This window comes from Leucobacter sp. cx-42, assembly GCF_014529985.1.
GTDB lineage: Bacteria > Actinomycetota > Actinomycetes > Actinomycetales > Microbacteriaceae > Leucobacter.
Genome location: NZ_JACVMU010000001.1, coordinates 91,713 through 114,823, shown reverse-complemented (window position 1 = coordinate 114,823; position 23,111 = coordinate 91,713). Strand labels below are relative to the sequence as shown.

Below are 23,111 nucleotides of genomic sequence, written 5' to 3'. Positions count from 1 at the left end.
CCAAACAAAACATCTAGATGTAGGTTGTACCTGTGATTCCAATGGCGGAATCGCGCTCAACTGACGAGCCGTACAAGGGAGTACCAAAGACTATGTCAGAGAACAACGCTGTGGTGACGGAGCACCACGACGAGGACGCCGCGCATCTCGCGTCACTCGGTTATTCGTACGACGCGAAGTTTAAGCGAGACATGACCTTCTGGGGCAACGTCTCGCTCGGCTTCACGTACCTGTCGCCGATCGCCGGCGTCTACTCGATGTTTGCCATCTCGCTTGGCACGGCTGGCCCGCCCATGGCGTGGGCCGTCGTTATCGCCCTCATCGGACAGTTCTTCGTGGCGCTTGTGTTCGGCGAAGTCGTCTCGAACTACCCGGTCTCTGGTGGCGTGTACCCCTGGTCGCGCAGGCTCTGGGGCCGCAAGTGGGCGTGGATGAATGGTTGGATCTACGTTGTCGCACTCGTCGGCACGATCGCCGCTGTCTCGTACGGCGCTGCGCCATTCGTGAGCGCTGTGTTTGGTGCAGAAGCCACGACGCCGGCGATGGTGCTCATCGCGCTCGGTACGCTCGTCATCGCTACGCTGCTGAACTTCTCGGGCACGAAGGTGCTCAGCTGGGCGGCACTCATCGGCCTGATCGCCGAAATGATCGGCGCCCTGGTGATCGGTGGGTACCTGCTCATCTTCGGTCGCCAGTGGGACTTCTCGATCTTCTTCGACAACTTCGGCATCGGTCTCGATGCGCCAGGCGGCTACCTCGGTGCGTTCGCTGCGGCAGCGCTCATTGGTATGTACGCGTACTACGGCTTTGAGGCTAACGGTGACGTTGCAGAGGAAATCAAGAACCCGAGCTACGTGGTGCCCCGCGCAATGCGCGTGACGCTGTACATCGGTGGCTTTGCAACGATTTTGCTGACCTTCTCGCTCACCATGGCAGTACCGAACTTCCTTGCCGTAGCCGATGGTACGGTGGCGGATCCGATCGCGGTGCTGTTGCAGGAAGCCTTCGGTCCGGTGTACCCGGTCGCGATGCTCGTGATCGTGATCGCTTTTATCTCGTGCCTCACGAGTCTGCAGGCAGCGGCAACCCGCCTCATTTACTCGATGAGCCGTGACCACTTCCTGCCGGCGTCGAACTTCCTGTCGAAGTTCAACGAGAAGCGTGCGGTTCCTACTCGCTCGCTGCTCATGGCAGCGCTGTTCCCTGCGATTATTCTCGTGCTCTCGCTCTTCCTTGAAGATGCGCTGACTGCGATGGTGAGCTTCGGTACGGTCGGCATTTACATCGGTTTCCAGATGGTGGTGTTTGCGGCGCTCAGAGCTCGCATTCTCGGCTGGAAACCGGCTGGCAAGTTCCGTCTCGGCGCCTGGGCGTACATCGTCAACATCATCGCGTTGATCTGGGGTGTCGCTGCCGTTGCCAACATCCTGTGGCCGCGGCCGACTGGCGGCGGTTGGGCAGAGGACTATCTCCTCATCATCACCACCGTGTGCGTGATCGGCTTTGGTTGGATCTACATGCTCGCCTCGAAGGCGCACACCAAGGGTGATGCACCGGCCGGCGACGCAAGCGGTCCGATCAAGGTCGTCGCGTAGCGGTTCCACTTCAACGTGGGTGCGCCCAGCAGTTTCGCGCTGCTGGGCGCACCCACGTCCGCTCCATCCGAAAGGTTCCCATGCATCAGCTCGTCATCGACCCTACGCAGTTCAATCACCCGGATCGCGAGCAATCAGATGGCCCAGTCGTGGCCATGATTGTGTCGCTCGGATTTCCAGGCATGAATGCCGCTGCCGCGCAGATTCAGACCGCCACGACCGCGCTTGCGTTCGATGCGGTACGAGCCGCAGGCGGTCGTCCGCGACTCGTGACCTATACGACAGGAGCGCAACTGCAGCCAATCGCAGAGGTGTGCGAGCAGGCAGATGCGCTGGTGTTCCTCGGCGGATCCGACGTCGACCCCAGCTGCTACGGTTACGCGGGAGCACTGCCTGACAACCTCTACGGGGTTGATGGTCGTGGTGACGAATACTGCCTCAATCTGTTACGGGAGGCCGCCTCCAGAGACATTCCAACGCTCGCGATCTGCAAGGGATCGCAACTCATGAACGTCGCCTTCGGGGGCACGCTGTACCCAGATCTCGCGGAGTGGCAGCTCCATAAGGGCGATGGGAATCCGCTGTTCATTGATGAAGAAGTGATCCTGGAGCCAGATTCAGTGTTGGCGCAGATCTATGGCCGCGACCGATTGACCGTCCGGAACGGTCACCATCAGGCCGTTGCAGAGGTGGCGCCCGCGCTCGCTGTCATGGCACGCGCGCACGATGGCATTGTTGAGGCGACGAGGCACCGCGTGGCCTCCTGGATGGTGGGGGTGCAGTGGCACCCAGAAGAGCCTGGCGGCAATGTGGCGGATCGCGACCGCATCTTTGCCGAACTCGTCGCGCAGGCGCGTTAGTCGCCGATGAGTCGGTTCGCCGCGAACATGATGTGCGAATCGAGTACGCGGTGACCTGCTGCCCAGTCCTCGCCGAGGAGACTGCCCACGCGGTCGATCCGCTGGCGCACGGTGTTCTCGTGCACATGCATCGTGCGCGCGGTCTCTGACACTGATCGACCGGAATCAAGGAATACCGTCGCCGTGTTCACGAGCGCGGTTCCGTGGGTACGGTCGTACTCGATGACCGGCCCGATGAAGTCTTGAATTGCCAATCGCGTTGGCTCGATCGTGACCTTGGAGAGGAACGCGCCGATTGCCCCAAACGTGAGCAACGAGACAAGGGTTCGCGGGTGGTTTGATCGGCGTGCTGCTTCGAGCACGCGATTGAGTAGCGCAAACTCGTCTGGCACGACTTCGAACATGTGGAGTGCGGGGGAGTGCCCGACGAGCATCGAGCCCCAGTGTCGAGCGCCGCGAGACTCAAGCTCGGCCTGCACTCGTTCAAACGCAGCCTCTGGCGCAAGTGCAACGATCTGCTCGCCGATTTGTGCGTGTAACAGTGTCACGCCGAAGTTGAGCTCCAGGCGGTGCTGGAAGTCTCGGAGCGACGACTCTGCGCCATCAGCGATGAGGATTCGGTACGGGTGGCCCGTCATGATGCCGAGCTCGCTGAGCTGCGTCACGACGGTCACATCGAGACCGCCGGGTGGCGGCGAGAGTACCTGCTGAATGAGCTCTTTTCTGCGGCGTGCGAGGTCGCCGCGTTCGCGATCCTGCGCGCTCAGGAAGACACCGAGCACGTGAGCACAGCGACGCAACACGAGTTCATCGCTGTCGGAGATGGCGCCCTCAACCATGACCGCGCCGACGAGTTCGCCTCGTCGGGTCGCGGCCATGATGGTCTGTTCGGTGCCGCCCTCGCGCATCACGCTCATGGGGTCACCGGTTTTGGCTGAAAGGGCAAAGAGTGGGCGTTCGCTGTCACCGATTTCTGCAGCGGCCTCGCGCATGTCGAATCGGACGGTCATGTCGACCAGTTGTGTCTCGCGGCCAATTGCACGCTCCATGCCTGAGCGGAGTGAGGCAAGGCCGCCACCGCCGGCAATCGCGTCCATGAGTGACTCGTCCGCGCTCGTGATTCTGCGTTGCGTTTCGAGTTCGCGTTCGCGTTCGGATGCCGAGCCGCGAAGCTCGGTGAGGGAGGTGGTGAGAGAATCGACGCGATGCATGTTGTCGATCGCAACGGTGGCAATATTCGCCAGGGTCTCCGCGATAAAGACCTGCTCATCAGTGAACTTTTTGGCGAATCGGTTCGCGACGAGAAGTGCGCCGATGACCTTGCCGCGTGACTTCATTGGCGCACCAAGAATGGCTTTGACGCCTTCAGCTTCGACGACCCGGTCGACTTCGCTGTCGTGTGTGAGGACAGTGTCGGTGGCGTAATCGCTCGTCTGTGCCGGGCTGCCTGACTCTGCAACGCGACCAAGCACGCCGGCGCCGAGTGGCATGCGGAGTGTGCGATATGCGTCGGTGCGCACTCCCGCGGTTTCCACGATGTGTGTGAAGCCGCTGCCGTCGGTGCCATTCAAGCTGATGTACGCCATATCGACATCGAGAAGCGAACGGGTGCGGGCAACGAGCTGTTGCAATGCAGCCGAATCATCACGAATCGCTGTGATTGCGATAGCGAATTCAGAGATTGAGCTCGTGAGTCGCTGCTGTCGCCGAGCCCATTCGATGAGCGAGTCGTAATCAGCGGGTGGCGTGTCGGCGGTGATCATGTAGAAAACTCTACATTCGATCAAAAAGAATAGATAGTTGCACACATGGTTTGTGAAAAGTGGGCGGCATTCTCGTAAGTGTTAACGGCGACGCGGTCGTCGTTCTCAACACGAAGCACAACACGAATCAACAATCAGGAGGCGACGATGAGCGGCACAACGACGACGCGCACCATCCGTGGCGCAGTGTTGAACCAGTTGGGCGCAGAGGCTCCGTACAGCAGGAGCCGTCCCATCACCATCGATGCGGTTGAACTCTCTGGCCCCGCAGCAGGAGAGGTTCTCGTTCGCATCGAAGCAGCGAGCATCTGCCACTCAGATCTTTCGGTCGTAAACGGGTCGCGTCCGCGTCCCGTTCCGATGCTCCTCGGCCACGAAGCAGCAGGCATCGTCGAAGAGATTGGTGACGGCGTCACCGACCTCGAACTCGGCCAGCGCGTGGTACTCACCTTCCTTCCCCGCTGTGGCGAGTGCGCAGAGTGCTTGACCGATGGTCGCCTGCCGTGCTCGGCAGGGTCGAAGACCAACGAGGTCGGCACGCTCCTTAGCGGCAGCGAGCATCTCACCCGCGACGGTGAGAGCGTGAAGCACCACCTTGGTTGCTCGGGCTTCGCAGAGTACGCGGTTGTCGACCGCCGCTCGATCGTTCCGGTCGGCAGCGATGTTCCCGCAGATATCGCAGCGGTACTTGGTTGCGCAGTGCTCACCGGTGGCGGCGCAGTACTGAACGCGGCGAAGCTTACTTCGAACCAGTCGATCGCGATCGTCGGTCTCGGCGGCGTGGGCATGGCCGCGCTGCTTACTGCGCTTGCGGTGAAGCCGAACAAGGTCATCGCTGTTGATGCGAACGAGCAGAAGCTCGAACTCGCAAAGGAGTGGGGCGCCGACGAGGCGTACACCCCGCAGCAGGCAGCAGAAGCTGGCATCATCGCCGATGTGGTGATCGAAGCCGTAGGTCACCCCCGCGCATTCGAGACCGCGTACAAGATGATCGGCTTCGGCGGCACCCTCGTGACCGTAGGCCTCCCGGCTCCCGGCGCAATGAGTGAGATCGAGCCGTTGAAGCTCACCGCTCGCGCACAGTCTGTCATCGGCTGCTACCTCGGTTCGGCCGTTCCTAGCCGCGACATTCCCAAGTTCGAAGAGCTCTGGCGTGCAGGCGACCTGCCGCTTGAGCGCCTCATTAGCGGCACCATCGAACTCGACGAAATGAACGAGGGCATGGACGCTCTCGCTTCAGGCAACGTGCTGCGACAGATCATTCGCATGCCGGCAGCCACCGCATAACTTTTCAATTCTTCTCTTCATCACGTAGTACCTCAAAGGAAATAATCATGAGCACTCCTCAGCACTTCCGCGTAGCAATCCTCGGCTCCGGGTTCGGCGGCCTCGGCATGGCAGCACAGCTCGTTCGCGCAGGCGAGAACGACTTCGCTGTCTTCGAGAAGGCAGGCGCAGTCGGCGGCGTATGGCGCGACAACACCTACCCCGGCGCAGCTTGCGACACCCAGGCACACGTCTACTGCTACACCTTCTTCCCGCACCTTCGCGTGTCGAAGATGTTCGCAGGCCAGGACGAGATGCTTTCCTACCAGGAGCAGCTCCGCGATGCATTCGGCATTGAGAAGCACATGAAGTACAACTCGGAGATCACCGAGGCACGCTGGAACGAAGAAGAGGCTCACTGGGTCATCTCGCTCGCAAACGGCGAACAGTACACTTCTGACTTCTTCGTCCCGGCTTGGGGCCAGCTCAACGCACCCAAGATTCCGAACTGGAAGGGTCGCGAAGACTTCAAGGGCGAGCAGTTCCACTCGGCAAACTGGCGTCACGACATCGATCTGACCGGCAAGAAGGTCATCTCGATCGGTTCGGCAGCTTCGGCAGTACAGTACGTCCCCTTCGTTGCAGAAGAGGCAGGCCAGCTCGAGGTATTCGCTCGTTCGGCAAACTACATCTTGCCCCGCGACCAGATTGAATTCACTGACGAGCAGCTCGACGCATTCGAGAAGAACCCCGAGATCTTCGAGGAGTCGCGTCGCGCGATCCACGATCTCCGTGAGGCTGGCTTCGAGCGTACCCGTCTGAACACCGGCGGCCAGGCTGAAGGCGCGAAGGAGTCGCTCGACTACCTCGCATCGGTCATCGAGGATCCCGAGCTCCGCGAGAAGCTCACCCCGACCTTCGAGTTCGGTTGCAAGCGCATCCTCCGTACCTCGGCGTACTACCCGACCTTCCTCCGCGACAACGTCACGCTGGTCACCGAGGGCATCGACCACTTCACCGAGAACGGTATCGTCACCACTGATGGTGTTGAGCACGAAGCTGACGTCATCATCTACGGCACCGGCTTCTACTCGCAGAACTTCCAGGGCAACATCCAGATCATCGGTCGCGACGGCCTGAGCCTTGCTGACCGCTGGGGCACCGAAGACGCAGAGGCATACGTTGGCCTCACCGTCGACGGCTTCCCCAACATGTTCCTCATGTACGGCCCGAACACCAACCTCAACCATAACTCGGTTGTCACCATGCTTGAGATCCAGCAGGCATACGTGCAGGACGCGCTCGCAAAGACCGCTGGCATCGAGAAGGTTTCGGTTGACGTTCGCCGCGAGCGCCTCGATCAGTTCAACGAGGCAATGCAGGAAGAGATGAACGGTTCGGCGTTCTCGAGCGATTGCTCGAGCTGGTACAAGAACTCGAAGGGCAAGGTCATCAACAACTGGTCTGGCACCGTTGAGGAGTACCGCTCGCTCGCAGGTGAGTTCAACATGGACGATTACCTCGTTCGCTCGGCAGTTCCGGCAGCGAACTAATGACGATCGTTCCGATCAACGTGGTGGCCGCGGACCAGCGAGAGCTGGTCGCGGCCTTCCGCGCATCCGGGGGCAAGTCGTTCCAGGACGCGGAAACGATGGCGATCTCGCGCCAGAACTATGAGGTCTCGAGCAAGGCCAACGGTCTTGCTCCCGACCCCATCGCGCACGTCGAAGATGTGACGGTTGGTGCGGGCGACGAGGCGTTCAAGGTCCGGGTCTACGATCCGCGCCCCGAACGTAACGCCGCTGACGGCGTGATCGTATTCGCGCACGGTGGTGGCTGGGTCATCGGCTCGCTTGAGACGCATGATTCTGCGTGCCGACGCCTGGCGACGCTGACCGGTCTGCCCGTTGTTGCGATTGATTACCGCCTCGGCCCAGAATTCCCGTTCCCCGCGGCACACATTGACTCTGCGCTCGCAGTTGCGTGGATTCGTGATGCTGCTGCCGAGCGTGGCTGGGATGCACAGCGGATCGTCACCTGCGGTGACAGCGCCGGCGGCGGCATCGCGACCGCACTTGCGTTTGAGCCCTCGATGCAGGTCGAAGGCACGACGATCGCGGCTCAGGTGCTGTTGTACCCGGTGCTTGATCTGTCAGCTGAGTCTGCTGGGTACGCACGTATCACCGAGGGCTTCCCGCTCACGGCAGACACGATGCGTTGGTTCGCTCAGGAGTTCCTTGATCCGGCAACGGCAGACGCGGATCGCGCAGACCACCGTGTCTCGCCGCTGCTCGCAGCGCGAGAACCCGGTGCGCAGGCGCAGCCGCCGGCGTGGATCATCACGCTCGGACTCGATCCGCTCGCGGATGAGGCGCTTGAGTACACGCAGCTCCTTGCGACCGCGGGTACGCACGTTGAGCTGACGCACTTGCCTGGCAATGCACATGGCATCTTCACCTCGGCTGGCAAGATCCAGGCCGGTGAAGAGCAGCTTGCTCGCGCAGCGGAGTTCATCACTCGTATGGTGTGATGCGCGCCGCGTATGTGGCATGAATGAGTGAGGGGCTGGGCGCCCGTAGAGGTGCCCAGCCCCTCACTCATTCGGTGTGCGGGTTACGCTGCAGCTCGGAGTTCCGCGAGCGCTTCAAGCACGCTGGGAATCCAGGCGATTGCCACGTCACTTCCCATGTCCCACGATGATGCGTCATGACGTCCGTATTCGCCGACGCGCGTGGCACCCTGAGCGGTGAAGCGGCGGTCAATGTGCTCGCTGCCCTGACTGTAGGTCTCCTCGTAGAAGGTGTCGCCGAGACCAAACATCGCGTACTGGAGCCCGGTGAGGTCTGGCAGTACCTGGTCGAACGCTTCAACAAAAGGAATCGCGGTGTTGGGCAGGTCACCCTCGCCGTGTGTGGAGCAGATCACGATGGTAAACCGGTCTGGTGTGAGGTCCGCTGGGTCGAAGTTCTGGAGATCGTGGACCGCAACATCGTCGTTGGAGTCGCGCAGATGCTCGCCGAGATCTTCTGCAATGAGTTCTGAGTTTCCGGACTCAGTGCCGTAAAGAACAGTGAATTTCATGACTGGTTGGTTCCTTTCGAGGAGGCGTGAAGTGTCTGAATTACCCGCGGGCAATCTTGACCATGTACGTGTGATCGGGAAGCTTGTTGCGTACGCGATTCGCGAGCGCAGTGTTGCGTTCGTGCGCATCCAAGCGAAGCCAGTCGTCGTAACTGACGGCGCGTTCGCGTACCGTGTCTGGCAGCCCAGCGAATCCGGTCTTCCCGGCTGGGGCGAGTGCGCCGCTCTCAATATCGGCGAGCATTTCGTCAGCGACACTCTTTGCGCAGGCGCGATTTTCTGGAATCGCGCCGTTCGGGCCACGCTTCGCCCAGCCCGTACGGTACAGGCCGGCCGCCAGGCGGCCGCTCGCCGCCGGCGTTGCCGTGAGCGCGCTCAATGCGTCATCGGCATCAGGCGCAAACCCGACCGCGGTGATGACCGATGTTGCCGGGACCACTGTGGTCTCGCTGCCGAGCGCAAACTCGACACCGGTCACGTGATCCGCGCCAAGGATGCGTGTGGGGGTCGCACCGAAGAGCACGTGCACCTCGGGGCCAGGCGCCGGCGCGCGATCGGGGGAGAACAGGTCGGCAAAAGCGGCGGATCGGGCAGTCGCTGTGCGGTCGGCATCGGGGGCAGCCGCGGTCGCCGTCGTCGACGAATAGTGCGCGCGGGGGAGTGTGGCCAGCTCCTTGATCATCTGCGGATCGCCCTTGGACTCTGCGGTGCGCGATCTGCTCGCGAGTGTCACACGCTGCGCGGGAGCAGACAGGTAGGCGTTGAGATAGGCGTCGTTGACATCGCTCGCGTCGTAGCCTGCAGCATCCTTGACCAGAAAGCGCAGAATATCGAGGGCAACATTTCCCGCTCCAATGATGACGACCTCCGTCCCAAAATCTGGTCGGAGCGCTGCCGATGCCGGGTGCGAATTCAAGGCGCGCGTGATCTCGCCTGCGCCGAGCACGCCAGGCAGTTCGGCGCCTGGAATATCCAGTTGGCGGTCAATCGTCAGGCCAGAAGCCAAGACGACCGCATCGAAGTTCGCCTGCAGGTCTGCGAGCGAGAGATCTCTGCCGACCTCGATGTCGCCGGCAAAGCGCGCGGCGCCACTGGCGAAGAGTCGTTCGAACTGGCGCGTGATGGCTTTGGTGTGCTGATGGTCTGCGGCGACGCCGTAGCGAATGAGGCCGAATGGCGAGGCCAAACGATCAAAGATGGTGATGGTGCTTTCTGGCAGACCGCGCGAGAGCGCCTGGGCAAGGTAGCAGCCGGAGGGGCCTGCCCCAATGATCGCGATGTGCAGGTTCGCAGGTGACGACATCTCTAGCTCCTTTGCTTGAGTGGTTCGCGTGCAATGGCACTAGTGTACCCATAAAGATTCATTCGATGAATGTTTTATTAACTGAATTTCCCATTGGGCAAAAGTTTCGTTGAATTTACTTGCAATCTAAAACATTCATGGATAGCTTATTGCTGACCGGCCGCAATGACGCGACGGCGGCCGAAGCACGATTTATTCGACAAAGGAGTACGAATGACTGGCCAGGATACCCACACAGACGTGCCGTATTTGGACATCGCTTCACCCGCATTTGCGATGAACTCTGAAGAGGTCCGAGATGCGCGTGAACGTAGTTGGTACGCAAAGACCAACTACGGGTACGGCATTCTGCGGTACAAGGAAGTCACCGAGCTGCTGAAGCACCCGAGCCTGAACCAGGGCAGCGCAAAATGGCCGGAGCACCACGGGGTGCACACCGGCATCTTCTACGAGTGGTGGGCGAAAAACCTGCTCGTGCTTGAGGGAGACGAGCACCACCGCATTCGCCGACTCCTGAACCCCGCATTCTCGCCAGCGGTTGCACGTCGACTTGAGCCAGAGTTTGCTGACATTGCAAATGAGCTCATTGCGGAGATGAAGGCGCTGCACGCGGCAGGGGAAGAGGTTGACTTCGTCGCGGCGTTCTCTGAGCCGTTTGCGACCCGTGCGCTCTGCGCAATGATGGGGCTCGATCACAAGCATTGGAAGTTCATTGCATCTCGCGCGAACACGGTCGGTTACGCGCTGAGTGTCTCCATCAAGGAAGACATCGAAGCGATTGATGAGGCAGTGAAGGAACTCTACGACTTCGTTGATGAACTCATCGAGGAGCGCCGGGCACACCCGGGTGAAGATGTCGTCTCGCGCCTGGTGCAGTTCTCTCAGGCAGACGACAAGCTCACGACCGAAGAGTTGCGGAATGCACTCGTGCTCATGCTGTTCGGTGGCATGGACACCACCCGTAACCAGATCGGTCTGCTCTTGCAGACGTTCATGCGCAACCCCGAGCAGTGGGAGTTGCTCGCAGCGGATCCCGCGAAGTACGCAAAGCCTGCGCTCGAAGAAGGACTGCGTGTGAACCCCACAACTCGGTGGGTGACACGCGAGGCAAACGAAGACTTTGAGTTCAAGGGGCTGCAGATCGCAAACGGCACCACGGTGCATCTCTTCACGATGTCGAGTGGCACCGACCCCGAGGCCTACCCGGACCCTGACATTGATCTCAACGCGACGGACCGGAAGCAGCATCACACCTTCGGCGGCGGCGTGCATCACTGCCTCGGTCATTACATTGCGCGCGCGGACATGAGCGTTGCGCTCCCGCTGCTCGCCCAGGCCTTCACCGATATCACCTGCCCCGGTGGCGATGAGTGGCTCCCCGACTCGGGAAACCACGGACCGGTCAAACTCCCCATCACATTCTCCGTACGCTAACGACGCGACACGGCATTACGAACCTTCCAAAGACGAAAGGGACCTCATGTCTGATCTGAAAACGGGTGGCAGCTTCGGCGCTGCCATGCGTGAAATTCTCGCGGATGACACAGCGTTCGCGCGACATCAAGCCGCAAACCTGCGACCCGAGGTCGTGCAGGCACTCAGTGACAAGATCCGCGAAACCGGGGTGAAGTACATTTACTACATGCTCCCGACGCTGGGGGCGCGCACGGTCGCAAAGGTCGTGCCAGCAGAACTCTATGAGCGCATGTTGAAGAAGGGCATCGCGTTTCACCGCACGGCCCTGACTGACCTGCAGACGAGCCGCGAGGGCGAGCTCATCGGTGGTGGCGTCGACGCACACGAGTTCTGGGGACTTCCCGAGCCAGAGACCTTCCAGGTGCTGCCCTGGGATACTGAGGTCGCTCGTATCTTCTGTACCGCGTACGATCCGCCCCATCTTGGCGAGGGCGGTGGCCGGCTCGTAGCGCTCGATACTCGTGCGCTCCTCAAAGCAGCGATGCGTGGCTTCACCGAGCGCACCGGCCTGGAGCTTCGTTCGGGTCTCGAGCCAGAAATGACCTGGATCGGTCCCGGGATTGAACCAGTCTCGAAGGAAGACCAGAGCCCCGCGTACCAGGTCGAAAACCTTGAGAGGATGCGCCCGGTCTTCAAGAAGGTGTACGGCTACGGCAAGGCCCTCGACTTCACGATGATCCAGGGTGACTATGAAGACGACGGACAGATTGAGCTCAACTGGGATTACGATCGTGCCGACCTCACGGCAGAGCGTATGACCACCTACCGTCAGATCTGCAAGCAGACGGCGCGTGAGCTCGGGCTTCAGGCAAGCTTCATGGCGAAGCCGTACAACGGCAAAATGGGTAATGGCTGCCACCACAACCTCAGCCTGTGGAAGGTCGACGGCGACGGCCCAGCAGAAAACGTCGTTGAGGACGGTCGCGTCGAACTGCACGCGACGGAGCTTGCGCGGCACGCGATGGGCGGCATGCTTCGGCACACCCCCGGTTCGATGCTGGTGATGGCATCGACTGTGAACTCGTACAAGCGTTTCTGGGACGCTGGCCAGTTCGCGCCGTCGGGAGCCGATTGGGGCCTCGATACCCGTGGCGTTGCGATCCGCATTTCTGCCAACGGCCGTATGGAATACCGCCTGCCAGACGCGAGCGTGAACCCGTATCTCTCGCACCTGTACTTGCTGGCCGCAATTGAGCACGGTCTGGAGTCGCGGATCGATCCAGGCGAACCAGGCCAGCTCAGCGACGAGGCCAACGGTGGCCTCGTGCCGAACACGCTCGGCATGGCGATCGAGGCGTTCGAGGCAGATGAGTACCTCATGAACGCAATGCCAGAAGAGCTGACACGTATCTTTGTGCAGCTCAAGCGTGACGAATGGGCCCGCTATTGCGGAGTCATTACACAGTGGGAATTTGATCAGTACTGGGAGGCAATTCCGTGAGCACCAACAACGAACGAATCATCAAGCTGGCATGCATCGACTCAGAGGCGCTGCCCCTGTTCTCGAAAAGCCAGGACGGGAAGACCCGTGGGGGATACGAGCCGGAGGCTGCCGCGCTGGTCATGTCGCGGCTCGCGGGCGGCGCGGCAAGTGTCGAGTGGGTGATGGTCCCGTGGGACGACATGATCCCGACCGTGCGCGCCGGCGGCGCCGACGCGGTCTGGTGCGGTCAGGGTATGACGCCAGAGCGCGCAGCACTCGTTGATTTCACCCATCCGTACGCTGTATTCAATGAGACGTTGATCGTGCGAGCCGATGACCCGGCACGCTCGGCCGATGATCTCGCCGGCTACAGGATCGGCGCGATCACCGGATCGACGAACATGAAGCTCGCCGAGACCTTCCCCGGTGTCGAGCTGGTGCACTTTGGCGCGAGCGACGATGTCTTCAAAGACATGATCGAGGCGACCCGGTCGGGCGAGGTCGACGGCTTCGTTGATGACGATGTGGTGATGATTCCGCTCGGGCAGGAAGATCCTGACTTCGTTGAGGCATTCACCGTGCTCACGGGGAACCGGTGGGGCATCGGCGTCGCACCGGGCAACGATGAGCTACGAGCCGAGATCAACGCGGCGATCGAGTCGGTCATCGCAGATGGCTCGCTCGAAGCCGTCTGGAAGAAGTGGATGCCGTTGCTGCCCTTCCCACTGAAGAACGCGGAGTAAAAATGCAGCACACGAAGGCGCAGGCGGTGCCGCGAATCGGCGTAACGGGCATGTGGTCTAACCAGGTGCACGGGCTCCGATTCGACGGCAGCGCCGTCGCCGGCGCGGTACTGAAATCAGTGATCCGCGCCGGCGGCGAGCCGCACACGCTGTTTGCGCTCAGCAGTCTCGAACCAGCTGAGCGCCTCCTCGGGCTCGACGCGCTGCTCGTGCCTGGCGGAGCCGACGTCGCACCTGCCCGCTATGGCGAGGCAGCAGGTGACGCCACGCTCACCGCTGACTTTGCTGAGCAAGACGAGTTCGAAGCCGGGCTCCTCGCCGCAGCGATCGAGATGGGGCTTCCCGTGCTTGCGATCTGCCGCGGATTCCAGCTCCTCAACGTCGAGCAGGGCGGCAGCCTGGTCCAAGATGTCGCACCCGACAGCGTGCATCGCAATTCGGTACACGACGTCACGCTCGAACCCGACTCACGCATGGCAGCCGTGCTCGCATCGACGCAGCTGCCGGTGTCGTCGTATCACCATCAAGCGATTGGGCGGATCGGTGCCGATCTCCGCGTGGTCGGTCGCGCGCCCGACGGCGTAGTTGAAGCATTTGAGCATGTGGCTGCACCAGTTTTGGCAATGCAGTGGCATCCTGAAGACACCGCCGCTGAAGACGGGCGTCAGCAAGCACTCTTTGACTGGCTCGTCACCAGCGCACAGCGCTACCGAGAGGAACAGGGACGATGACCGCACGCGTACTCGTTGTTGAGCACCAGAAGAACGCTGGCCTTGGCCAGCTCGCGCCGCGTTTGCGCGCAAACGGCCTCGACCTTGTCACGGTTGGGCCAGACACCGGCGAGTCCGTGCCTGACTCACTGGACGGATTCGACGCACTCATCGTGCTCGGCGGCGCAATGGGGCCAACAGAGGATGAACGGGCGCCCTGGCTTCCAGCCACTCGCGGGCTCATCACCGAAGCAATCGACGGTGAGATCCCGATGCTCGGCATCTGCCTCGGTGCGCAACTGCTTGCGACGGCGGCCGGCGGTCATGTCCGAACGATGCCTGCCGGCCCAGAAGTTGGTCTGTGCAAGGTGGAATTCGCTGAGTCTGCGAGCGCGGATCCCGTATTCGGAGGTATCGCAAGCGCATCGCTTCCGGTCGTGCAGTGGCACTGGCTCGAAGCTGACACCCTGCCGCTGAACACCGAGGTCCTGGCCTCAAGCGACGCGTGTGCGAACCAAGCATTCCGCGTTGGATCGGCGGCATGGGGCGTGCAGTTCCACCCAGAAGCGCTTGGCCCGACCGCAAGTGACTGGGTCGACGAGGATCCCGAAAGCCTCGATGAGTTGGGGCTCGATCCGCGCCAGATTATTGCAGCGGTCACGGACGCCGAGCCTCGGCTCGGAGCGGCGTGGCTGCCAATTGCGGATCGCTTCGCAGCGGTCATCACCCAGGCACGCTAGGCGGCATCACACAACACCGCGAGACCAGCACCACACGTGCTCATCAGCTACTCGGCAAGCAGCAGTTCAAGCCCGATACTCAGCGGTTCTACCGACACCCGGCGGAACCCAGCAAGATCGTTGGGGACCTGCGCGCCGGGCAGGTAATTCGCCGAATTGCTGATGAGCACGTTGTTGTGTGTGCCAATAAGAATCGCGTCAGTGGGGCATCCGAGCAGCAGCGGCAGCAGGCTCTTTTCGAGGTCTGCGAGCTGAATATCGTTGCCGACGACGCCGATGCGAGTACCGTTGAGCGTCGCGGGCAGAGTCAGCGTGGTCACGTATGCTTCGACGCCGAGGTAGTCGAGGTACGGCCCGACAAACACCGGGACATCCTCGTGGAACGCGCGAATGAACCACTCGTGGTGTTCGTAATCGTAGTAGCGGTCACCGCCGGGCACGACGCCAAACGAGTAGCGAGCGAACCGTTGCTCGTCTTCACGGACCCACCACTCGATGTGGCCGTTCTCGGTGCCCATTGCTGTCCGCGAGAAGATGAGTCCGCAGCCGTCTACCGATGCGTTGTCTTCAAGATACTGTTCAGCGATCAAGCGAAGCTGACGCTGCATGCTTGCCGTGACATCGATCAGGCCACCGGAATTCAGGTCAATCTTTGCGAGAAACCGATCGGAGAGGTCAGCCAGGCGTGAGAATCGCTCGGTGAACCAGGCGTTGACCGCCTCGACGGTTCCTTGGGTGCGGAGCGAAGCGGTCATTGCTTCCCCTTCGTGCCAGATCGGACAGCCCCAGTCGCTTGGCGAGCTGCATCGCTGCCATCAAGCTGTTTGCGGTTGAGGGCCAACTTGCCAGTGATGATGAGGTGCATGTTGCCGTGCACGTGCTCGACCGCGAGACGCTCTGCGGTCTCGGCATCCTGCTGCTCGATCGCCATCACCATCGCGAGATGTTCAGTGAATGCGAGGTGCGTTGAAGCACTGCAGACCTCGTCGCACCACAGGAACGGGGAAAGCTCAGACTGGAGTCGCTGCTCAGCGGCAAGGAGCCGTGCCGACTGGCTCAGCACCGCGATTTCAAAGTGGAAGCGGCTGTCAGCCATCGCGCGGTCACGCATGGTGCGGGCATCGCGGGCCTGGAAGGCGAACTCCGCGAGGCGCGTGCGCTGTCCGAGCTGGGTGCGCTCCGCAGCGAGACGAGCGGCCATCCCGGAGATCGCTGCGTGCTCATCAAAGAAGTCGCGGAGCGCGATCACGCTCGTGCGTTCAAGCGACGCGCACAGCTCCTCTGGCTTGGGGAACGGGGTCTGCACAATGAACGTGCCACCACTGCGCCCACGACGCGTTTCAACGACGCCCTGCTCACGAAGCTGGGCGAGCGCCTTCCGCAGAGTCGCCACTGCGATCCCGAACTGATGCGCAAGGTCAATCTCGGGCGGCAGCCGTTCACCCACGCTGAGCATGCCCATCGAGATCGCCGATGAGATGCTCTGCGTCACCGCGGCGACGCTCGACGACTGAGCATCAGTGTCGAGCGAAGCCGCGGTCTGACCGAGTGACGGTTGCCCCCAAGCGTTCACCTGAGAATCAATCCTCGAAGCGCGTAGCTTGCTCGATGATCTGAGCCTGCTCAAGCGCGTGGATCTTTGCCGAGCCGGTTGACGGCGCGGCCGAAGCGCGGCGTGACACAACCGAGAACGAACGCTGATCCGTGATGTGGCGGGGGTACCACTGTGCAATGAACGGCCACGCGCCCTGGTTCTGAGGCTCGTCCTGTACCCACACCAGCTCAGCGTTCGGGTACTTCGCGAGGATCTGCGAGAGCTCTGCCCCGGGAATCGGGAAGAACTGCTCAAGGCGTACGACCGCGATGCGGGGATCGGGGTGCTTCTCGAGCTCACCGAGAATGTCGTAGGTGACCTTGCCCGAGGTGAGGACCACGCGCTCGACGGCTGCGGGATCGGTGATCCGCGCATCATCGATCACCGGCTGGAAAGCGCCGGTCGTGAAGTCTTCAACGCTCGAGGTGGCGTTACGCAGGCGCAGCATCGACTTCGGGGTGAAGACGACGAGCGGCTTGCGGGGCCGAGCGTAGGCCTGGCGACGCAGCAGGTGGAAGTAGTTCGCAGGCGTCGACGGGTGGCAGACCGTCATGTTGTCCTCAGCGCAAAGCTGGAGGAAGCGCTCAATGCGTCCTGAAGAGTGGTCAGGGCCCTGACCCTCGAACCCGTGGGGGAGCAACATGATGACCGACGAACGCTGGCCCCACTTCTGCTCAGCTGACGAGATGAACTCATCGACCACCGACTGGGCGCCGTTGACGAAGTCACCGAACTGCGCCTCCCATGCGACGAGTGCGTCTTCGCGCTGGAGCGAATAGCCGTACTCGTATGCGAGCGCTGCGTACTCCGAGAGGAGCGAGTCGTAGATCCAGAAGCGAGCCTGCTCTTCCGAGAGGTTGAGCAGTGGGATCCATTCCTGGCCGTTCGCACGGTCGTGGAAGACCGCATGACGCTGTGCGAAGGTGCCGCGTCGTGCGTCTTGACCCGCGAAGCGCACCGGGGTGCCCTCGATGAGAAGCGAGCCGAGCGCGAGCAACTCACCGAAGCCCCAGTCGATGCCGCCGTTACGGCTCATCTCGTGACGCTTCGTCAGCAGGCGCTGCAGCTTCTTGTGCACGGTGAAGCCCTGCGGCGGGTTGATGTGGGCGTCACCGATCCGCTCAATGATCGAACGATCGACGGCCGTATCAAGCACGACCGGGGGAGTGACGGGCTCAGGCGTGAGGTTCGTCTCGGGGACGATGGTCTCAATGATCGGAATCGAGCCGGTCTGGGCAGCGTGCGTCTCCATGAACGCAAGCTCGAGCCGGTTCTGGAAGTCTTGCTTCGCCTTCTCGTACTCTTCCTCAGTGATGTCACCACGGCCGACAAGGCCTGCGGTGTAGAGACGACGCGTCGAGCGCTTCGCCTCGATGAGGTCGGTCATGAGCGGCTGGGTCATCGAGGGGTCGTCGCCCTCGTTGTGGCCGCGACGGCGGTAGCACACCAGGTCGATGATGACATCGACGTGGAAGCGCTGACGGAACTCGTATGCGAGACGCGCAACGCGAACAACCGACTCGGGGTCATCACCGTTGACGTGGAAGATTGGCGACTGCACAACCTTTCCGACGTCTGACGCGTACACCGCCGAGCGAGAATCGCTCGGGAGCGTGGTGAAGCCCACCTGGTTGTTGATGATGATGTGGATCGTGCCACCGGTGCGGTAGCCGCGCAGCTGAGACATCTGGAGAGTCTCGTAGACCACGCCCTGACCCGCCATCGCGGCATCGCCGTGAATGAGGATCGGGAGCGTGGTGAACGAACCAATCGGCTTGAGGTCCTGCTTCGCGCGGACGATGCCTTCGAGAACACCGTTGACCGTCTCGAGGTGCGAGGGGTTCGCAGCGAGGTGGATCGGGACCTGGGTGCCGTTCGGTGCGGTGAAGACACCGGTCGTACCGAGGTGGTACTTCACGTCGCCAGAGCCGGTCGAGGCCTGTGCGCCCTCGAACTCACGGAAGATCTGACCGTAGGTCTTGCCCGCAATATTCGAAAGCACGTTCAGTCGGCCACGGTGTGCCATGCCGATATCGACGCTGTCGACCCCGTCTTCTGCGGCGTCAATGAGCATCGCATCGAGGAACGGAATGACCGATTCGCCACCCTCAAGGCTGAAGCGCTTCTGGCCAACATACTTCGTCTGGAGGAAGGTCTCGAAAGCTTCAGCCTCGTTGAGCTTCTCGAGGATACGCATCTGCTCGTCGTGATCGGGCTTCGCGTAGGGAACCTCGAGCTGCTCGCGGATCCACATGCGCTGAGCCGGATCCTGGATATGCATGTACTCGACGCCGATCTTGCGGCAGTACGAATCACGGAGCACACCCAGGATGTCGCGGAGCTTCATCGAGCGCTTGCCACCGATACCGCCGGTGACGAACTCGCGATCGAGGTCCCAGAAGGTCAGACCGTGCGACTCGATTTCTAGGTCGGGGTGCGTGCGCTGCACGTACTCAAGCGGGTCGGTGTCAGCCATCAGGTGGCCGCGAACGCGGAACGAGTTGATGAGCTCCTGCACGCGTGCCGACTTGTCGACTGCGCCGGAGATGTCAACGTGGATGTCCTGGCCCCACTGCACGGGCTTGTACGGAATACGGAGCGCTGCGAAGACCTCTTCGTAGAAGTCGTGGCCGCCCGTGAGACGCTCATGGATGAGTTTCAGGAACTCACCAGAACCGGCGCCCTGGATGACCCGGTGGTCATAGGTGCTCGTGAGCGTGATGGTCTTGCCAATGCCGAGGTTGTTCAGAATTTCGGGGGAGGATCCCTGGAACTCAGCGGGGTACTCAAGTGCGCCTGCACCGATGATGCTGCCCTGGCCGGGCATGAGACGGGGAACCGAGTGCACGGTACCGATGCCACCGGGGTTGGTGAGCGAGATCGTCGTGCCCTGGAAGTCGGCGGCGCCAAGCTTGCCGCCGCGAGCGCGCTGCACGAGGTCTTCGTACGCATCAAGGAATGCGTTGAACGTGAGCGTTTCTGCGCGCTTGATCGACGGGACAAGGAGCGCCCGGTCGCCATTGGCCTGGGGAACGTCGATCGCGATGCCGAGACCGATGTGCGCTGGGGAGATAACGGCAGGCTTGCCATCAACCTCGCCGTACGCAACGTTCTGCGCGGGGAAGCTCTTGAGCGACTGGATGATTGCCCAGCCAATCAGGTGTGTGAAGGACACCTTGCCGCCGCGGCTGCGACGCATGTGATTGTTGATGACAATGCGGTTGTCAATCAGAAGCTTGGCGGGAACCGTACGCACGCTCGTTGCAGTCGGGACCGAAAGGCTCTGGTCCATGTTCTTTGCGAGAGTGCGAGACATGCCGCGGAGCGGCGTCGTCACGGGAGCCGAGTCTTCAGCAGTTTCGGCTGGCACTGCGGCGCTCGCGCCGCGATGCGGGGCATCTGCCGGGATAGGGGTCAGACGAGGCGCCGTGTTCGTCGTGCGAGCTGGAGTTGCCTGCTGCGTCGGAATCGGCGTGGTCGCTGTGGGAACAACTGCAGCTGTGGGCGCGGGTGCGGGAGGTGCGGCGGCTGCGGGCGCGGCAGCAGATGCCGCGTTCTCCTCAGCGGTCAATGCTTCAAGAACCGGCCACCACGATGCATCTACGGAGTGTTTGTCGACGATGAACTTCTTGTACATCTCATCGACAAGCCAAGCGTTTGCGCCGAAGTCCTCGGCGGATCCGTCGTGATCAGTCGTGCTCGTGTGCTCAGCCACAGCTACTTCCTCTCATGTCACGCCCGTAACAGGGCGCGTCTTTGATGCCACAGAAGGAGCTACGGCGCTCCTTCGCGTCTCTAGCCTACGGGGTTTTGGGGTGGAAAAAGTTTGGAAACACCCATCTATTTTCAGGATCTGACTGGTAATGTTTCTTGAATCATGGACGCAGGCCCTCGAAGATCGTCAGACCCCCCGAGTAGTAGCCGTGCATTTGCGCGGCATCAGTTTCCCCATTGGGGGTGGCGATGAACGAGTGGTGGCTCCTTCTCGTCGGAATTCTCCTCACCCTCGGCACAGGCGTGTTCGTCGCCGCCGAGTTCGCGATGGTTGGCCTTGATCGGCACGACCTCGAACGGCGCAGAGACGCAGGCGAGACCGGCCTTGACCGGGTGATTCGTGCGCTTGCGCATACGTCGACAAACCTGTCTGCAGCTCAGCTCGGAATTACGCTGACCACGCTGCTCGCTGGTTACACGCTTGAGCCGGCGGTCAGCACGCTGCTGCAGGTACCGCTCACTGCGATGGGCGTTTCATCGTCCTTCCAAAGCGTCATTACCGTGCCAGTTTCCGTCGCAATCGCGACCATTTTCTCGATGATCATCGGCGAGCTCGTTCCCAAGAACTTTGCAATTGCAATGCCGCTGGCAACCGCGCGACTCGTGGTGCCGCTGCAGAGCGCATTTACTGCCGTGTTCAGGCCGGCGATTGCCGTGCTTAACGGCAGTGCGAACGCGCTGCTACGTGCCGTCGGCATCGAGCCAGTCGAAGAGTTGAGTGGGAGCCGCAGCGCCGAAGAGCTATCGTCACTCGTACGCCACTCAGCGAGCGCGGGTCTGCTTGAAGCTGACACGGCGACGCTGCTTGACCGCACCCTGCGATTTGCAGAGCTCACCGCGGCAGACGTCATGACTCCGCGACTCAAAATGGAGAGCATTCAGCGTCTCGAACCCGCGAGCGCAGTGCTTGAGCTGTCTGGCCGTACCGGTTTTTCTCGCTTCCCCGTCATTGACGAGGATCGCGATGACGTCGTCGGTATCGTGCACGTGAAGCAGGCGGTTGCCGTTCCCCGCGAAAAGCGAGCCGACGTCCCGGTTGCTGCACTTGCTGAAGACGAACTGCGCGTACCCGAGACCATGCGTCTCGACCAGCTGCTCGGCGAGCTTCGTGAACAGGGTTACCAGACCGCCATTGTCGTTGACGAATACGGTGGCACCGCCGGCTTGGTCACCCTCGAGGACCTTGTCGAGGAGATCATCGGCGAGGTCGCCGACGAACACGACCGAGCATCGGCTGGCGTTGTCGGATCCGCCGAAGAAATGACCTTCCCCGCCGACCTGCGTCCTGACGAAGTTCTCGCACAGACCGGCATCGAAATCCCTGACGACGGTGAGTACGACACGGCCGCTGGCTGGGTGCTCCAGGAACTGGGGCGGATCCCGGAAGTCGGCGACGAGGCACACCTGCCGAGCGGCGCAACGCTTCGGGTTGAACGCATGGAAGGCCACCGCATCGCGAGGCTTCGCTACATCGCGGCCCCGCTGCCGAAGGAATTTGAAGACGAACTGGTGACTGAGCGAGAGGAGGAACGACGATGAACGACTGGGCCGGAATTGTGTGGCTCGTAGTGCTGCTCGCTGCGAACGCATTCTTTGTTGCCGCGGAATTCGCCGTGATCTCAGCCCGCCGCTCACAGATCGAGCCTAAGGCCGAGGCCGGCTCGAAGCGCGCCATCACCGCGCTCTACGCGATGGAACATGCGACGCTGATGCTCGCGACGAGTCAGCTCGGCATTACGGTCTGCTCGCTGCTTATTCTGAACGTGTCTGAGCCGGCGATTCACCACTTGTTGCAGGGGCCACTCGCCTGGACGGGCATGTCGGTGGCGACGGTAAACGTTGTTGCCTTCATCCTGACGCTCACCCTCGTGTCGTACCTGCACGTCGTGCTCGGCGAGATGGTGCCGAAGAACGCTGCGTTCTCGATGCCTGACAAGGCCGTGTTGCTGCTCGCTCCGCCGCTCGTGCTCGTCTCGAAGGTGTTCAAGCCGCTCATTGCGGGATTGAACGCGATTGCGAACGGCGTGCTGCGCCTTTTCAAGGTTGAGCCGAAATCGGAGACCAACAGCACGTTCACGCTCGAGGAAGTCGCGAACATCGTGAGCCACTCAACCCGCGAAGGCGTGCTTGAGGATCGGAGCGGGGCGCTGTCTGCAGCCTTTGAGTTCACTGCGAAGCATGCGGGCGATGTCTTGGTGCCCCGTGCCGAGCTGGTGACGATGCCGATGGACGCGACGCCAGCCGATGTTGAAGCTGCGGTCGTGAAGCAGGGCTTTTCTCGATACCCGATTGCGGACGAGAGCGGTGCGCTGCACGGCTACGTGCACATCAAAGACCTCGTGCGCATCCAGGATTCGCGTATCAACGACCCTATTCCCGCAAAGCGTATTCGTGACATGATGCGGGTTCCTGCATCGATGGACCTTGAAGATCTCCTTGCTGAGATGCAGGCGAGCGGCATCCACGTGGCCCGCGTGCAAGACGTGGCGACTGCCGATGACCTCGGTGTGGTCTTCTTGGAGGACGTCATCGAAGAGCTCGTCGGCGAGGTGCACGACGCGACGCGTCGCCAGAAGTACGCGTAGTCTCAGCCCCCACTTGCGGAGTGGGTCAACCCCGCGAAAAGGGGTGTTTCTCCCGAAAAAGCCACTTTCATGCGTATGAAAGACCCTATCTCGGTAGAAACACCTCTTTTCGCGAGGTGAGCGTAAGAAACTTTTCGCAGGCTGAGCGTAAGAAACTTTTCGCAGGCTGAGCGCAAGAAACTTTTCGCGGGGTTGGCT

The 23,111-nt window shown here is 61.5% G+C and carries 18 protein-coding genes; 12 read left to right on the top strand and 6 right to left on the bottom strand.

Features of this window, described 5'->3' with window-relative positions; translation table 11 throughout:
- Window positions 1–92: 92 nt before the first annotated feature.
- Together ICM05_RS00480 and ICM05_RS00475 are read left to right on the top strand one after the other, a co-directional pair.
- Window positions 93–1,595 (top strand): APC family permease, encoded by a 1,503-nt coding sequence (locus ICM05_RS00480; protein WP_188022603.1) that lies wholly within the window; start codon window positions 93–95, stop codon window positions 1,593–1,595.
- 80 nt (window positions 1,596–1,675) lie between these two features.
- Window positions 1,676–2,455, top strand: a complete 780-nt coding sequence (locus ICM05_RS00475) for a gamma-glutamyl-gamma-aminobutyrate hydrolase family protein (protein ID WP_188022602.1) — start codon at window positions 1,676–1,678, stop codon at window positions 2,453–2,455.
- Here ICM05_RS00475 and ICM05_RS00470 read toward each other — a convergent pair.
- Window positions 2,452–4,218 (bottom strand): GAF domain-containing protein, encoded by a 1,767-nt coding sequence (locus tag ICM05_RS00470; RefSeq protein WP_188022601.1) that lies wholly within the window; start codon window positions 4,216–4,218, stop codon window positions 2,452–2,454. The genes ICM05_RS00475 and ICM05_RS00470 overlap by 4 nt on opposite strands.
- A gap of 147 nt (window positions 4,219–4,365) precedes the next feature.
- On the opposite strand from ICM05_RS00470, the gene ICM05_RS00465 reads away from it, so the two are divergent.
- The 3 genes from ICM05_RS00465 to ICM05_RS00455 are packed head-to-tail and all read left to right on the top strand — an operon-like array spanning window position 4,366 to window position 8,014.
- Window positions 4,366–5,505 carry an alcohol dehydrogenase catalytic domain-containing protein gene (locus tag ICM05_RS00465; RefSeq protein WP_188022600.1) on the top strand — a complete coding sequence of 380 codons (1,140 nt, stop codon included), beginning with the start codon at window positions 4,366–4,368 and terminating at the stop codon, window positions 5,503–5,505.
- Between the two features lie 47 nt (window positions 5,506–5,552).
- Window positions 5,553–7,037: an NAD(P)/FAD-dependent oxidoreductase gene (locus ICM05_RS00460; RefSeq protein ID WP_188022599.1), complete on the top strand. Its 1,485-nt coding sequence runs from the start codon at window positions 5,553–5,555 to the stop codon at window positions 7,035–7,037.
- Window positions 7,037–8,014: an alpha/beta hydrolase gene (locus ICM05_RS00455; RefSeq protein WP_188022598.1), complete on the top strand. Its 978-nt coding sequence runs from the start codon at window positions 7,037–7,039 to the stop codon at window positions 8,012–8,014. Before ICM05_RS00460 ends, ICM05_RS00455 begins: the two co-directional genes overlap by 1 nt.
- Before the next feature lie 83 nt (window positions 8,015–8,097).
- On the opposite strand, the gene ICM05_RS00450 is transcribed toward ICM05_RS00455, so the two are convergent.
- The gene (locus tag ICM05_RS00450) at window positions 8,098–8,565 is read right to left on the bottom strand and encodes a flavodoxin domain-containing protein (RefSeq protein WP_188022597.1); all 468 of its coding nucleotides are present in this window, start codon (window positions 8,563–8,565) and stop codon (window positions 8,098–8,100) included.
- A 40-nt stretch (window positions 8,566–8,605) separates the two neighbouring features.
- A complete protein-coding gene (locus ICM05_RS00445) occupies window positions 8,606–9,868 on the bottom strand; it encodes an FAD-dependent oxidoreductase (RefSeq protein ID WP_188022596.1) in 1,263 nt (420 codons plus the stop codon).
- Window positions 9,869–10,081: 213 nt separating this feature from the next.
- On the opposite strand from ICM05_RS00445, the gene ICM05_RS00440 reads away from it, so the two are divergent.
- From ICM05_RS00440 to ICM05_RS00420, 5 genes are read left to right on the top strand one after another with little or no spacing between them, the layout of a single operon-like run.
- Window positions 10,082–11,302 (top strand): cytochrome P450, encoded by a 1,221-nt coding sequence (locus ICM05_RS00440; RefSeq protein ID WP_188022595.1) that lies wholly within the window; start codon window positions 10,082–10,084, stop codon window positions 11,300–11,302.
- 46 nt (window positions 11,303–11,348) lie between these two features.
- The gene (locus ICM05_RS00435; RefSeq protein ID WP_188022594.1) at window positions 11,349–12,785 is read left to right on the top strand and encodes a glutamine synthetase family protein; all 1,437 of its coding nucleotides are present in this window, start codon (window positions 11,349–11,351) and stop codon (window positions 12,783–12,785) included.
- Window positions 12,782–13,510: an ABC transporter substrate-binding protein gene (locus ICM05_RS00430; RefSeq protein WP_188022593.1), complete on the top strand. Its 729-nt coding sequence runs from the start codon at window positions 12,782–12,784 to the stop codon at window positions 13,508–13,510. Before ICM05_RS00435 ends, ICM05_RS00430 begins: the two co-directional genes overlap by 4 nt.
- 2 nt (window positions 13,511–13,512) lie before the next feature.
- Window positions 13,513–14,241, top strand: coding sequence for a gamma-glutamyl-gamma-aminobutyrate hydrolase family protein (locus ICM05_RS00425; RefSeq protein ID WP_188022592.1), 729 nt, complete (start codon window positions 13,513–13,515; stop codon window positions 14,239–14,241).
- Window positions 14,238–14,960, top strand: a complete 723-nt coding sequence (locus ICM05_RS00420; protein WP_188022591.1) for a type 1 glutamine amidotransferase — start codon at window positions 14,238–14,240, stop codon at window positions 14,958–14,960. The genes ICM05_RS00425 and ICM05_RS00420 overlap by 4 nt, the downstream gene beginning before the upstream one ends.
- A gap of 47 nt (window positions 14,961–15,007) precedes the next feature.
- Here the strand turns inward: ICM05_RS00420 and ICM05_RS00415 are convergent, their stop codons facing one another.
- The 3 genes from ICM05_RS00415 to ICM05_RS00405 are packed head-to-tail and all read right to left on the bottom strand — an operon-like array spanning window position 15,008 to window position 20,269.
- Complete coding sequence (locus ICM05_RS00415) at window positions 15,008–15,715, bottom strand: cache domain-containing protein (protein WP_188022590.1); 708 nt, start codon at window positions 15,713–15,715, stop codon at window positions 15,008–15,010.
- Window positions 15,712–16,533, bottom strand: a complete 822-nt coding sequence (locus tag ICM05_RS00410; protein WP_188022589.1) for a GntR family transcriptional regulator — start codon at window positions 16,531–16,533, stop codon at window positions 15,712–15,714. The genes ICM05_RS00415 and ICM05_RS00410 overlap by 4 nt, the downstream gene beginning before the upstream one ends.
- Window positions 16,534–16,540: 7 nt before the next feature.
- Window positions 16,541–20,269, bottom strand: coding sequence for a multifunctional oxoglutarate decarboxylase/oxoglutarate dehydrogenase thiamine pyrophosphate-binding subunit/dihydrolipoyllysine-residue succinyltransferase subunit (locus tag ICM05_RS00405; protein WP_188022588.1), 3,729 nt, complete (start codon window positions 20,267–20,269; stop codon window positions 16,541–16,543).
- Between the two features lie 248 nt (window positions 20,270–20,517).
- Here ICM05_RS00405 and ICM05_RS00400 point away from each other — a divergent pair, with 248 nt between their 5' ends.
- Entirely contained in the window at window positions 20,518–21,867 is a 1,350-nt protein-coding gene (locus ICM05_RS00400; protein ID WP_188022587.1) for a hemolysin family protein, read from the top strand.
- Window positions 21,864–22,913, top strand: coding sequence for a hemolysin family protein (locus ICM05_RS00395; protein WP_188022586.1), 1,050 nt, complete (start codon window positions 21,864–21,866; stop codon window positions 22,911–22,913). Before ICM05_RS00400 ends, ICM05_RS00395 begins: the two co-directional genes overlap by 4 nt.
- The last annotated feature ends 198 nt before the right edge of the window (window positions 22,914–23,111 follow it).